General features: G+C 65.0%; 15 protein-coding genes. 4 read left to right on the forward strand and 11 right to left on the reverse strand.

What is annotated here, in order from left to right:
* From ppsA to HUK84_RS05130, 10 genes are all read right to left on the reverse strand, one after another.
* Positions 1–1,569, reverse strand: a 1,569-nt coding sequence (gene ppsA, locus HUK84_RS05085; protein WP_176639298.1) for a phosphoenolpyruvate synthase, incomplete at its 3' end; no start/stop codon positions are given.
* Between the two features lie 69 nt (positions 1,570–1,638).
* Positions 1,639–2,085 carry a host attachment protein gene (locus HUK84_RS05090; protein ID WP_176639299.1) on the reverse strand — a complete coding sequence of 149 codons (447 nt, stop codon included), beginning with the start codon at positions 2,083–2,085 and terminating at the stop codon, positions 1,639–1,641.
* 92 nt (positions 2,086–2,177) lie between these two features.
* Positions 2,178–2,891, reverse strand: coding sequence for a CBS domain-containing protein (locus HUK84_RS05095; protein WP_176639300.1), 714 nt, complete (start codon positions 2,889–2,891; stop codon positions 2,178–2,180).
* 255 nt (positions 2,892–3,146) lie between these two features.
* Positions 3,147–3,695 carry an NADPH-dependent FMN reductase gene (locus HUK84_RS05100; protein WP_176639301.1) on the reverse strand — a complete coding sequence of 183 codons (549 nt, stop codon included), beginning with the start codon at positions 3,693–3,695 and terminating at the stop codon, positions 3,147–3,149.
* Positions 3,696–3,857: 162 nt separating this feature from the next.
* Positions 3,858–4,556, reverse strand: a complete 699-nt coding sequence (locus tag HUK84_RS05105; RefSeq protein WP_176639009.1) for a pirin family protein — start codon at positions 4,554–4,556, stop codon at positions 3,858–3,860.
* Positions 4,557–4,798: 242 nt separating this feature from the next.
* The gene (locus tag HUK84_RS05110; RefSeq protein WP_176639302.1) at positions 4,799–5,392 is read right to left on the reverse strand and encodes a YceI family protein; all 594 of its coding nucleotides are present in this window, start codon (positions 5,390–5,392) and stop codon (positions 4,799–4,801) included.
* A 14-nt stretch (positions 5,393–5,406) separates the two neighbouring features.
* Positions 5,407–6,015, reverse strand: coding sequence for a cytochrome b (locus tag HUK84_RS05115; protein WP_176639303.1), 609 nt, complete (start codon positions 6,013–6,015; stop codon positions 5,407–5,409).
* A 7-nt stretch (positions 6,016–6,022) separates the two neighbouring features.
* The gene (locus HUK84_RS05120) at positions 6,023–6,640 is read right to left on the reverse strand and encodes a YceI family protein (protein ID WP_176639304.1); all 618 of its coding nucleotides are present in this window, start codon (positions 6,638–6,640) and stop codon (positions 6,023–6,025) included.
* 363 nt (positions 6,641–7,003) lie between these two features.
* Positions 7,004–7,264, reverse strand: a complete 261-nt coding sequence (locus tag HUK84_RS05125) for a hypothetical protein (RefSeq protein ID WP_176639305.1) — start codon at positions 7,262–7,264, stop codon at positions 7,004–7,006.
* Positions 7,265–7,271: 7 nt separating this feature from the next.
* A complete protein-coding gene (locus tag HUK84_RS05130) occupies positions 7,272–7,505 on the reverse strand; it encodes a hypothetical protein (protein WP_218064224.1) in 234 nt (77 codons plus the stop codon).
* Between HUK84_RS05130 and HUK84_RS05135 the strand changes: the two genes are divergently transcribed.
* Positions 7,438–9,081 carry a glycoside hydrolase family 68 protein gene (locus HUK84_RS05135; RefSeq protein ID WP_176639306.1) on the forward strand — a complete coding sequence of 548 codons (1,644 nt, stop codon included), beginning with the start codon at positions 7,438–7,440 and terminating at the stop codon, positions 9,079–9,081. The two genes, HUK84_RS05130 and HUK84_RS05135, sit on opposite strands and share 68 nt — an antisense overlap.
* A 115-nt stretch (positions 9,082–9,196) precedes the next feature.
* Positions 9,197–10,807 carry a glycoside hydrolase family 32 protein gene (locus HUK84_RS05140; protein WP_317135238.1) on the forward strand — a complete coding sequence of 537 codons (1,611 nt, stop codon included), beginning with the start codon at positions 9,197–9,199 and terminating at the stop codon, positions 10,805–10,807.
* Between the two features lie 12 nt (positions 10,808–10,819).
* Here the strand turns inward: HUK84_RS05140 and HUK84_RS05145 are convergent, their stop codons facing one another.
* The gene (locus HUK84_RS05145) at positions 10,820–11,248 is read right to left on the reverse strand and encodes a lytic transglycosylase domain-containing protein (RefSeq protein ID WP_176639307.1); all 429 of its coding nucleotides are present in this window, start codon (positions 11,246–11,248) and stop codon (positions 10,820–10,822) included.
* 81 nt (positions 11,249–11,329) lie between these two features.
* Here HUK84_RS05145 and gspG point away from each other — a divergent pair, with 81 nt between their 5' ends.
* Entirely contained in the window at positions 11,330–11,797 is a 468-nt protein-coding gene (gene gspG / locus HUK84_RS05150) for a type II secretion system major pseudopilin GspG (protein ID WP_176639308.1), read from the forward strand.
* Positions 11,798–11,823: 26 nt separating this feature from the next.
* The coding region (locus HUK84_RS23745; RefSeq protein ID WP_176639309.1) for a prepilin peptidase at positions 11,824–11,963 on the forward strand (140 nt) is incomplete at its 3' end.

Below are 11,963 nucleotides of genomic sequence, written 5' to 3' on the forward strand. Positions count from 1 at the left end.
GCTGATGATGAATTCCATGCGCGCCAGCCCGACCCCGGCACAGGGCATCAGGGCGGTGCGGAACGCCAGGTCCGGATTGCCCAGATTGACCATGACGGGCGTGCGCGGGCGCGGCAGCAGGCCGGCATCGACCCTGCTGACCGCGAAGGGAATGGCGCCGTCATAGACCGTGCCGCTCTCGCCGCCCGCGCAGGACACGGTGACGGCCTGCCCGCTGCGCAGCACCCGGGTCGCCGCGTCGGTGCCCACCACGGCGGGCACGCCCAGTTCGCGGGCGATGATCGCGGCATGGCAGGTCCGGCCCCCGTGGTCGGTGACGATGGCCGAAGCCGTCTTCATCACGGCCTCCCAGTCCGGATTGGTCGACGGCGCGACCAGCACCTCGCCGGGGCGGAAGAATTTCAGGTCGTCCCGGCTGGCCACGATGCGGGCGACACCGCTGCCGATCTTCTCGCCCACCGCCCGCCCGCGCGCCAGCACGCGCCCGCTTCCCTTCAGCGCGTAGCTCTCCAGCATCGCGACATTCTTGCGCGCGGCCACGGTTTCCGGCCTGGCCTGGACGATATACAGCCGGCCGTCGTCCGCATCCTTGGCCCACTCGATATCCATCGGCATCGGATGGCCGGCACGCTCGGAATAATGCGCCTCGATCAGCATCGCCTGTCCGGCCAGATGCAGGATCTCGTCATCCTCCAGGCAGTAGCGCGCCCGCAGCGCCTCCGGCGTCGGCACATTGCGGGTGGCCGTGCCCCCTTCATCCGGCGCCAGGCCCATCGTCAGTTGCTTTCCGCCCAGCACGTGGCGCAGCACGGCGCGGTGCCCCTGGCGAAAACTCGGCTTGTGCACATAGAACTCGTCCGGGTCGATCGTGCCCTGGACGATATTCTCCCCCAGTCCCCAGGCCCCGGTGATCAGCACCACGTCGCGGAAGCCGGATTCGGTATCCAGGGTAAAGACGACGCCGCTGGCCGCGCGGTCCGCGCGGACCAGCTTCATGACTCCGACCGACAGGCCCGTTTTGAAATGATCGAACCCGTTATTGGCACGATAGACGATGGCCCGATCGGTGAACAGCGACGCGAAACAATGGCGGCAGGCGTCGAAGACGGCCTCCGCGCCGCCGATATTCAGAAAGGAATCGTGCTGGCCGGCGAAACTGGCGGCGGGCAGATCCTCGGCGGTCGCCGAACTGCGCACCGCCACCGGGACGCCCGCGCCATATTGCGCCTCCAGCCGGCGATAGGCCCCGGCGACGGCCTCGCGCAGCGGCGCGCTATCGGTCGCGGCATAAACGATCTGCCGCGCCTGGGCCGCGCGCTGCGCCAGCAGCGCGATGTAGGTCGTGTCCAGGCCGTACAGCAGAGCATGCAGGGCAGGCCACGCGCCGGCGTCCCGCAGCGCGTCGTCATAGGCGCGCGCCGTCAGGACGAAGCCGTTGGGCACCAGGATGCCCTGCGCCGAAAGCGCCTGGTACAACTCGCCCAGCGACGCATTCTTCCCGCCGACCAGCGGCAGATCCTCAAGCCGGATCGCGTCGAACCAGCGAAGCGTGTCGGACGACACCGTCATGGCGCACCTCATGCGGCCAGTGATGGGTGGACTGGGGATGGGCGGACGGGTGATGGGCGGATGGGCGGATCATATGCCCAGCTTCAGCCGGAAAGGCGCCACATGCGTCATCAGCGCGTGGTCGGGGATTTTCACCAGGTCCTTGTCGTCGGTGCCGACCAGCCGCCCCTTCAGGTCCGGCTTCAGGTGATCGACGATGATCGACAGGTTGCGTGACGGGGCGAAGATCACCATCCCATCGCAGCCCTGGTAATGGTCGTTGATATGGCTTGCCACCAGGCGGGAGAATTTCTCCATTTCGACATGGTGCCGGTCATGGCGCGGATTCAGCGCATGATGGGCGCTCGACCCGCTATGGAAGCTGGCGCCGGGCGCATCGTCGCCCAGGTCGGAGGTCTGGCGGTGCGCGACGACGGAATCGAAGGAATCCACGGTATGCAGGGCATGGTTCTCGGCGGGCCGCACGAAGCGCGCATGCTCGCCGTCCGCAATGACGATCACGATATTGCGGGTCATCGTCTGCTCCTGTCCAAAGCCGCGTGCGACCGGCGGCGCCGATCCCGTGCTCTCTCGGTTGGTTTCCTGGGGATTGTCCGGCGCGCGCCGGCCTAAAGCAGCGGCGGCGGCGGGATCGTCACGCCTTCATAGGGGTTGGTGTAGACGACATGGTCGACCACGGATACGACTCCCTTGACGTTTTCCGCGGCCACGCGGGCGGCGGTGCGCACGCGATCGTCCGTGACCGTGCCGGTCAGTTCCACCACGCCGTTCGCGACGTCGACGCCGATCAGCGTGCGCGCGCTCCAGGGCAGGACCTTGCGATGTTCCCGCAGGATCGCCTCGCGGATGTTCCGGTCGTCCGAGACGGCATGGTCCTGCGGAATCAGGGGCAGCAGGGCGCGCAGAATGTCGGAACGGGAAATAATGCCGACCACCTGGTCGTCTTTCACGACCGGCAGCCGCCGGACATTGTGCAGGGCCAGCATCATGACGGCGTCGCGCAGCGGCGCCTCGGGCCAGATGGAAACCGGCCGCTCCGACATGACGTCACCGACCCGGCGCCCATGGCTGTGCACGTAATCCGATGCCTGCCGGCCGGGCGTGCGGAACAGGTTCCCGAACCACGAAACGGCGGCCTCGGTGTCCAGCTCGCTGCGGCGCATCAGGTCGCCTTCGGTCACGACACCGACCAGTTCCCCGGTCGGCGTAATGACCGGCAGCCCGCTGACCCTGTGTTCCAGCATCAGCCGGATGGCATCGGTAATGGCATCGGTCGGCGCGATCCCGATCGCCGGCGAGGTCATGACGTCCTTGACTTGCATGACAGGCAGCCTTCTCTCAAGCATGCGCGGCTGGGCGGTGGGCCCGGTCACACGGATGCTCTCTCACGAACTTTTCAGAGACGGCGTTCCGCCGATACCGCCAGCCGATACCGGCCGATAGCGGAAGAAACCGGCTCCAAGTCGCTGTCTCGACATGCGTGCGGTCTGGCATGGCTGCAATCGCGCTCGTGGATTCGTGATCGGCATCCCAGGGCCTGCAATGTCGCGCGGACGGCAATGCCCGGCATCGGCATGTCAGCGCAGCCGGCCGGCCAGCACCACCAGCTGGTTCAGCAGTTTCTGTAGATGCACGCGTGTCGGATCGTCGGTCAGGGCGCCGCTGGCGTCGAATTTGGTCGCGGCGTTGCCGACCAGCATCTCCGCCCCCGGCACCGCATAGGCCCCCAGGGTCGAAAGCACCTGGCGTAAATGGTAATGGGCCAGCCCGGTCCCCAGGGCGCCGGGGCTGGCGCCCATGATGGCGACCACCTTGCCGTTGAAGGGCTGGTCCGGCGGGCGGGACACCCAGTCGATCGCGTTCTTCAGGACGCCGGAGATGGACCGGTTATATTCCGGCGTCGCGATCAGCAGGGCGTCGGCGTCGCGCACGCTCTGCCGCAGTTCCGCCACCACGGCGGGAAACCCGGCCTGGCGAACATCCTCGTCATAGGGCGGGATGTCGCGCAGCCCGGCATGGAATTCCAGGCTGGCGCCCTCGGGCAGCAGGGGCGGGGCGGCATGCAGCAGCGCGGTGTTGAAGGACGCCCGCCGCAGGCTGCCCGATATGCCCAGGATCTTGATCATGGCGTTCTTGCTCCGTCGCCGAACGGACTCCGGCTGCCGTCCAGCGATAAGAGCGCGTCGGCGGCCAGAGTTGCTTTTGCCAGAGTTGCTTTCGCCAGAGTCGCGGCGGTGCCGCGACGCGGCAAAGCACCCGCCCGCCGACCGGCGGGCGGGTGCCGCTTGTCAGGCGGCGTCGACCAGGACGATTTCTGCGTCCTCCAGGGCGGTGACGCGCAGGGTGTCGGTTTTTGAGATTGCGGCGCCGTCGCGGGCATTGACCCGCACGCCGTCGATCTCGACCGCGCCCGTAGCGGGCACCAGATAGGCGAAGCGCTCGGTGCCCAGGACATACTCGGCGGTCTGGCCGGCCTTCAGCGTCGCGCCCAGAACGCGGGCATCGGTGCGGATCGGCAGCGCGTCGGCATCGCTGTCATAGCCCGAGGCCAGGGTGACGAAATGACCGGCCCGGTTCTCCCTGGGGAACGGACGGGCCCCCCAGCTTGGCGCCTTGCCGTGCCCGGTGGGGATGATCCAGATCTGGAAGATCTGAGTCTCGCCCGGCTCCAGGTTGTATTCGCTGTGCGTGATGCCGGTGCCGGCGGACATCACCTGCACGTCGCCGGCCTCGGTGCGGCCCTTGTTGCCCAGATTGTCCTGGTGGGTGATCGCGCCCTTGCGGACATAGGTGATGATTTCCATGTCGCGGTGCGGATGGGCGGGGAAGCCCGTGCCCGGCGCGATGGTGTCGTCGTTCCAGACCCGCAGATTGCCCCAATGCACGCGCTCGGGGTCGCGATATTCCGCGAAGGAGAAATGATGTTTCGCCTTCAGCCAGCCATGATCGGCTCCGCCCAGGCTGTCGAATGATCTGACGTCTATCATGTGATGCCTCCCGGCCGTATCGGCCTGCTACAGGGGAAGAGATAGACCGCGGCGATCATCGTTTAAATGGAAATGATGGAAATGCATTGATTCCAAAAAATGCATGATCGAGCACCATGGATTTCCGGCCCCAAAAACGCCAAGCGCCGCGCGACCCATGAGTCGCGCGGCGCCGCTGTTGTAGGAGCTGCCGTCGTCAATGACGGGATGAAGAATGGGCGAATGCCCGGATATGTCTCGGCTCAGGCGCCGTGGGCGGTGATGTCGATGTCGACGCCGACCTCCAGCGCCACCCATTGGCCGCTAGCCCACGGTCCCTGGCCCACGCCGAAGGGCGTGCGGACCAGGTCCAGATGGCCTTTGGCATGCGCGGTGCCGCCGGTGATATCCAGCGTGAAGGGCAGGGTCTCGGGCTGGCTGACGCCACGAATGGTCAGCGTGCCCTGGGCGACATAGGCATTGCCGCCCTTGGATTGGAAATTCCGGGCCTCGAACGTCGCCTTGGGGAATTTGGCGATATCGAACCAATCGGCGCCCGGCATGGCCTCGTCACGCTGCGCGTCGCCGGTCGCGGCCGAGGCGACGTCGATCGTAATCAGCGCGTGCCCGGCTTCGGGATGGGCCGGATCGAACTGGATCGTGCCGCCGAACGTCTTGAAATGGCCGGTGAACCTGGCGCCGGTCTGCGTGCCGGTAAAGGCGATCGTGCTGTGGGCCGGATCGATGGTCCAGCCGGCGGCCAGGGCGTGCGCGCCGGGCAGCAGCAGCGCCGCGCCCAGCAGCGCGCCCCTGATGCGCGCGGATGAAGGAATGGGGAAAGACGCAGGATGGGGCATGGAAGCGAAGCCTGTCAGACGGGGTTTGAACGGGGGGCACGACGGCGGGCGGGCAGCATCTGCCGCAGGATGTCGTCCTTCAGGACGAAATGATGGCGCAGCGCGGCGGCGGCATGCAGGGCGATGATCGCGGTCAGGATCCAGGCACTCCAGTGATGCAGGGTCTTCAGCGCGGCTTCGACCGGCGCCTTGTCGTGCAGCGTGGCCAGGACCGGAAGATGCGGCCAGGGCACGACGCCGAACAGCACGGTCGGAATATTGAAGACCGAGGCCGAGACCAGCGCCCAGCCGCTGACCGGCAGCAGCACCTGCAGGCCATAGAGCAGCCAATGCACCCCGTGCGCGGCCCGGCGCTCGGCGTCCGGCATGCCGGACGGCAGGGCAGGGGGCGTGTGGAACGTCCGCCAGACGATGCGCAGGCCGACCGCCAGCATGGTGGTGATGCCGATCGATTTATGCAGTTGATAGAGCTTGAAGACCTGCATCGGCGGCAGTTTCAGGTGGTCCATGACCAGGCCCATGCCGATCAGGGTCAGGATTCCGGCGGCGATCACCCAATGCAGGGTGATCGCAACCGGATCGTAGCGGCCGGCCGTGCCGGCCTTGTCGGAACTGGCCGGCATGACGGGCTCAGCCCTGACGCTCGAAGGCGCCGGCGATGCGCAGATCCACCGCGTCGCCGACATAGGGGACGTACATCTTCACGCCGAAATCGCTGCGGTTGATCGTGCCGGTGGCTTCGAACCCGACCGTGTATTTCTTGTCCAGCGGGTTCACGCCCGCGCCGATAAAGCGCACTTTCAGCGTCTCGGGCTTGGTGATGCCGCGGATGGTCAGGTTGCCGGTCACCACGGCACGGCCCTTGCCGGTCACCGTCACCTTGGTCGAGGTAAAGGTGGCGTTCGGGAACTGGGTGGCGTCGAACCACTGCGCGCCCTTCAGTTCGCCGGTCAGCTTGTCGCTGGTGGTCTGGACCGAGGCGATGGGGATGGTGACGTTCAGCGCCGATCCCGCCGGGTTCTTGGGATCGAGCGTCAAGCTGCCCGACACGCCCGAAAACAGGCCCGAATAATTGGTAAAGCCGAAATGCAGCAGCGAGAAGCCGATCTGCGTATGGCTGGACTCGACCTGATAGGTGCCGGCCTGGACATCGGCGGGCTTGGCCGGAACCTGGGCCGAGGCGCTGCCGGCCAGAGCGGTGAGAAGGACCCCGGTCGCGGCGGAAATCGTCAGAAGATATCGGGACATTTCAAAATTCCTTGGACGGATCATGCCAAATTCATCAGGCGCCCGGCTCGGAGCCGTTGCCGATGGGAATTTGTTAACATCCTTCTGTTCGCGCAAAAACGAAAATGAATGAAACTGTTCGTTTCCATATTTTTCCGCTCACCCCCATGTTCCGGTCATTGCCGTGACCCCGGTCACGCAGCGTCTCTCGTTCGCCTCGGGTATGGAAGAGGCGGCGCGCTTCCACACGTCGCCGGTCACGCTTGGCCCGCACGGAGCGCACCCATCATCACGGGCAAGGAACGTGCAAATGCCGAATCGCCCGCATGCCTCGCGTTGGCGTCCTCTTGTTGATTTATCGGGGTCCGGGAACTATTCGGTCCGTCATGCCGTTCCCTTGCCGCGAGACGCGATCGGGTAGAAGCTCTTCGCGTGCTCGAATATCCGGGTATCCGGGTGGCCACGTCCGTGTTGGACGCAGCTTTTTCCGTATTTAAAAACCAGTTTTTTAAAAACCAGAATATCCTGGCGCGTTATCGCGTTCGCAATGTGATTAATAAGTCGTAAAAAATAAACATATTTAATCTCAAGGCGTACATTATATTGTTTTTGATTTGAAATAAAATGCCGGAAAGGCTCTGTCATCAGATTGTCATTCGGCAGAAATTGGCAAATATAAATTCTTCGTGATCTTCTCGGCGCCGCTCAAGGGGGCGGTGAGAGAGGGCAAGTCTCTATATATCAACGATTTTTCGATGATTGCAGGGCTGCGGAATATTTCCGCAGCCACAGGAGTGTCTTGCTTCAGGAGAATGGCAATGGCGAACGAACGCCAAAAAAGACCGATGCTCAAAATGGCATTGGCTGGATCCTTCATCGCGTCCATAGGGGCCCAGACCGCGTTTGCGCAGGGTGTGCCCGGCTTCCCGCTGCCGACGATCCACACGCAGCAGGCCTATGCGCCCGATGCGGATTTCACGTCGCGCTGGACGCGCGCCGACGCGATGCAGATCAAGGCGCATTCCGACCCGTCGGTCGCGGCGGGCCAGAACTCGCTGCCCGGGCAGTTGGTCATGCCGGATATCCCCGAGGATTTCCCGCTGATCAACCCGGATGTCTGGGTGTGGGACACCTGGACGCTGATCGACAAGCATGCCAACCAGTTCAGCTATAACGGCTGGGAAGTCATCTTCAGCCTGACCGCCGACCCGAATGCCGGTTATACTTTCGACGATCGTCACGTTCATGCGCGGATCGGTTTCTTCTACCGCCGCGCCGGCATTCCGGCCGACAAGCGTCCGGCGAATGGCGGCTGGATCTATGGTGGGCACATCATCCCCGAGGGCGCGCAGGAACAGGTCTTCGCCGGCACGACCTACACGATGACGGCGGAATGGTCGGGGTCGATGCGCCTGCTGGACCCGAACGGCAACCGCGTATCATTATTCTACACCGACATGGCGTTCAACCGGAATGCGGCCGGGCAGGACATCACCCCCGCCCAGGCGGTGATCACCCAGACCCTGGGGCGGATCCACGCCGATTTCAACCATGTCTGGTTCACCGGCTTTACCAAACACACGCCGCTGCTGCGTCCCGACGGGGTGCTGTACCAGAACGGGGCGCAGAACCCGTTTTATAACTTCCGCGATCCGTTCACCTTCGAGGACCCGAACCATCCCGGCGTGAACTACATGGTGTTCGAGGGCAATACCGCCGGCCAGCTCGGCGTTCCGAACTGCACCGACGCCGACCTGGGCTATCGTCCGGGCGACCCGAATGCCGAGACCCTGCAGCAGGTTCTGGATAGCGGGGCCTATTACCAGAAGGCGACGATCGGCCTGGCGGTTGCCGATGACGCGTCGCTGTCCAAATGGACGTTCCTGCCGCCCCTGATTTCGGCCAACTGCGTCAACGACCAGACCGAGCGCCCGCAGGTCTATATCAGGAAGGACAAATACTACATCTTCACGATCAGCCATCGTTCGACCTATGCGGCGGGCGTGGATGGTCCGGATGGCGTGTACGGCTTCGTCGGCAACGGTATCCGCAGCGACTTCCAGCCGATGAACTATGGCAGCGGCCTGGTGATGGGCAACCCGACGGACCTCAACACGCCGGCGGGCACGGATTTTGCTCCCAACCCGCTGCAGAATCCGCGGGCGTTCCAGTCCTACTCGCATTACGTGATGCCGGGCGGTCTGGTCGAATCCTTCATCGACACGGTCGAAGATCGCCGTGGCGGCACGCTGTCACCGACGGTGAGACTGCGGATCCGGTCCGATGCGTCGGTGGTCGATCTGCGTTACGGCAATGGCGGCCTGGGCGGCTATGGCGACATTCCGGCCAACCGGGCGGACATCAACATCGCCGGCTTCATCCAGGATCTGATCAGCCAGAACATGCAGGTCAGCCAGGGTACGACGGGCAGCGTCACATCCTTCGTCAACGCGGCTCAATAGCGACCAGGTCAACGCAGCAAGAATGGGCCGGCCTGTCCCCCGAAGCAATTTTGGGGCAGGCTGGTCTTTCGATTTCGGGTTCATGGAATAGGGTATGTCACGCAGGATGAAAAACGTGGGATCAACGGCCGGCCGGCGCATCGTCCATGCGCGCTGGGGCCGCATTCTGGCGGCATGTCTGCTGTCGCTGTTGCCCATGGCCGCGCGGGCGCAGGACGGGGCGCAGGACGGGCAGACGCCGCAATGGCGGCCGGCACTGCATTTTTCACCTGCCGCCCATTGGATGAACGACCCGAACGGCCCGTTCCTGCTTGATGGCACCTATCATCTTTTCTACCAGTACAACCAGGCCGGCATGGTCTGGGGCCACACGTCCTGGGGCCATGCGACCAGCCCCGACCTGGTTCATTGGCATGAGGACGCCATCGCCATCCCCGCCACGGCGAACGAGGATATCTTCTCCGGTTCCGTCATCTATGACCGGCAGAACCGCTCGGGCCTCGGCAGCGCCTCGGCGCCGCCGCTGCTCGCATTCCATACGTCGGTTTTCTACAACAATCCCGCCCACCCCGACGGCACGCAGGCGCAATCGCTGTCCTACAGCCTGGATCGCGGCGCAAGCTGGCGACCCTACGACCATAACCCGATCCTGACATTGCATCCGGACTCCAGGCAGTTTCGGGACCCGTCCGTCTTCTGGTATCCCGACGGAAAATGCTGGGTCATGGCCACCGTCGTCGGCGACGCCCAGGTGGTCAAGCTGTATCGTTCGACCGACCTGCTGCACTGGTCGTTTCTCAGCGATTTTCAGCCGTCCGGCTATCGCAAGCCCGGCATGTTGTGGGAAATGCCGGTTCTGGTCTCGCTTCCTCTCGACGGCAACGCCCATGACAAGCGCTGGGTGATGATCGTCAGCGTCAATCCCTGGAGCATCGCCGGCGGATCGGGGGTGCAATATTTCGTGGGACGGTTCGACGGCGTGACCTTCACGCCGGATTCGCTGCCGCCGGCGGGGTCGGATCCGGCCGCCTATGATTGGCTGGACCACGGCGCCGATCACTATGCGACGACCCGCTTCGCCAATACCGGACCCGGCGCGCCCCTGCTGATCGGCTGGATGAATAATTGGGATTACGCCGACGCGGTGCCGACGGCGCCCTGGCGCGGGCAGATGACGCTGCCCGTCGCACTCGCGCTGAAGACGGTCGAGGGCCGGCCGACGCTGGTCCAGACCCCCGCGCCCTCGTATGAGGACTGGGTGCGCCGGCAGGGTGTCGCCACCTATCGCGACCGGGTCGTGGGCGGCGGACAGTCATGGCGCGCGCCCGTCCGCGGCGACGTCATGGATATCCGTCTGACCTTGCGGCGGGGCGGCGCCGCACGCGCCGGGATCGTCGTGCGGCAGACGCCGGACGGCAGGACCGGCACGGTGATCAGTTATGATTTCGCCAAGGGAAATCTCACCCTCGATCGCGGCCATTCCGGCAATGTCGGGTTTTCCCCCAAATTCAGCCTGGTCCACATCGCCCATCTGGCCGCGCCGGGCGGCGTGGTGTCGCTGCATCTGGTGGTCGATCGCAGTTCGGTCGAACTCTTCGCCAATGGCGGCGTGCTGCGCATGACCGACCTGATCTTCCCCCCGGCGGGCAGCGACCGGGTCTCGCTGTTTTCCGACGGCGGCAGCACCCGATTCAGCGCGATACGCGTGGCGACGCCGGCCCGGTGACAGGGGCGCCCTTTACGGCCGGCGCCCCACGGGTTGGCGCGCCGGGCGGAACAACCGCCGCGCCCAGGCCAGCACCAGCGCCTGATAGGATTGGTTCAGCAGGGCGGTATGGGAATGATAATCGCCGACCGCGCGCATCAGGTCGCCATGCGTCTCGTTCAGGTACAGGCGCATGATCGCCCCCGCCGCGCTGATATTATAGCACGGTTGCTCCAGAAGATTGCGGTAGACGACCAGCGGCGCGACATGGGTGAACCTTGCAATCGGATCGATCCAGCGTGTATTGACCTGCATGACGCCGAGGTCATCCGTGCCGTTCGCGTTGTGATGCACGAAGCCGTTCCACCCCCCTTCCACGGCCTGGATCGATGGCAGGACACGCGGGGGCAGATGATAAATCGAAGCGGCGAGCGCCATGCAGCCGAGGTACGCGATTGCCATGACGGGGCCGGGCCCTTCCTTTGTTCGATGCCTGCCCTGATGCACGCACCTCGTCCCATATCACAGGAAAGCAGGTTCAATATGCCGAAATCCGCGCAGTTCTCCTTGTCGGGCCCGACACCCCGCTTACGCCCGGCGCGCGGCCGTGACGACGGGTTCACGCTGCTGGAACTGCTGGTCGTGATCGCCATCCTCGGCCTGCTGATCGGCCTGGTGGCGCCCGCCGCGCTGCGCCAGTTGGGCGGCGCCAAGAATTCGGTGGCGCGCGAATCGATCCAGCGCCTGGGCCAGGTGCTGGACCTGTACCGGCTGGACATGGGCAATTATCCCAGTTCCGAGGACGGACTGCACGCGCTGGTCGCCCGCCCGGCCGGGGCCGACAATTGGAACGGCCCGTACGTCAAGGAAGGGGGCGATCCGCTGGACCCCTGGCACCATCCCTATATCTACCGCAACCCGTCCGAGCGGCCCGGCCATGATTACGACCTCTGTTCGGCCGGCTCCAGCGGCAATACCGCCAACACGGCGACGCAGATCTGCAACCCCTGACCTGCCCGCCGATGCCGTGTCCGCCGATGTTGTGCGCCCCCTGGCTGCCCCTGCTGCTGGCGCCCTTCGTCGGGTCGTTCCTGGGCGTGCTGGCCTGGCGCCTTCCCCGGGGCGAGCCGGTGGTGCTGGCGCGTTCGGCCTGCCCGTGCTGCAGGACGGCGCTGAC

The sequence above is a fragment of the Nguyenibacter vanlangensis genome (assembly GCF_013376155.1).
GTDB lineage: Bacteria > Pseudomonadota > Alphaproteobacteria > Acetobacterales > Acetobacteraceae > Gluconacetobacter > Gluconacetobacter vanlangensis.

Bases quoted from the DNA above. Each gene is read 5' to 3' on its own strand.
- HUK84_RS05090 (WP_176639299.1), bottom strand. From the start codon at position 2,085: ATGACCCGCAATATCGTGATCGTCATTGCGGACGGCGAGCATGCGCGC.
- HUK84_RS05095 (WP_176639300.1), bottom strand. From the start codon at position 2,891: ATGCAAGTCAAGGACGTCATGACCTCGCCGGCGATCGGGATCGCGCCG.
- HUK84_RS05100 (WP_176639301.1), bottom strand. From the start codon at position 3,695: ATGATCAAGATCCTGGGCATATCGGGCAGCCTGCGGCGGGCGTCCTTC.
- HUK84_RS05105 (WP_176639009.1), bottom strand. From the start codon at position 4,556: ATGATAGACGTCAGATCATTCGACAGCCTGGGCGGAGCCGATCATGGC.
- HUK84_RS05110 (WP_176639302.1), bottom strand. From the start codon at position 5,392: ATGCCCCATCCTGCGTCTTTCCCCATTCCTTCATCCGCGCGCATCAGG.
- HUK84_RS05115 (WP_176639303.1), bottom strand. From the start codon at position 6,015: ATGCCGGCCAGTTCCGACAAGGCCGGCACGGCCGGCCGCTACGATCCG.
- HUK84_RS05120 (WP_176639304.1), bottom strand. From the start codon at position 6,640: ATGTCCCGATATCTTCTGACGATTTCCGCCGCGACCGGGGTCCTTCTC.
- HUK84_RS05125 (WP_176639305.1), bottom strand. From the start codon at position 7,264: ATGACAGAGCCTTTCCGGCATTTTATTTCAAATCAAAAACAATATAAT.
- HUK84_RS05135 (WP_176639306.1), top strand. From the start codon at position 7,438: ATGGCGAACGAACGCCAAAAAAGACCGATGCTCAAAATGGCATTGGCT.
- HUK84_RS05130 (WP_218064224.1), bottom strand. From the start codon at position 7,505: ATGGACGCGATGAAGGATCCAGCCAATGCCATTTTGAGCATCGGTCTT.
- HUK84_RS05145 (WP_176639307.1), bottom strand. From the start codon at position 11,248: ATGGCAATCGCGTACCTCGGCTGCATGGCGCTCGCCGCTTCGATTTAT.
- gspG (WP_176639308.1), top strand. From the start codon at position 11,330: ATGCCGAAATCCGCGCAGTTCTCCTTGTCGGGCCCGACACCCCGCTTA.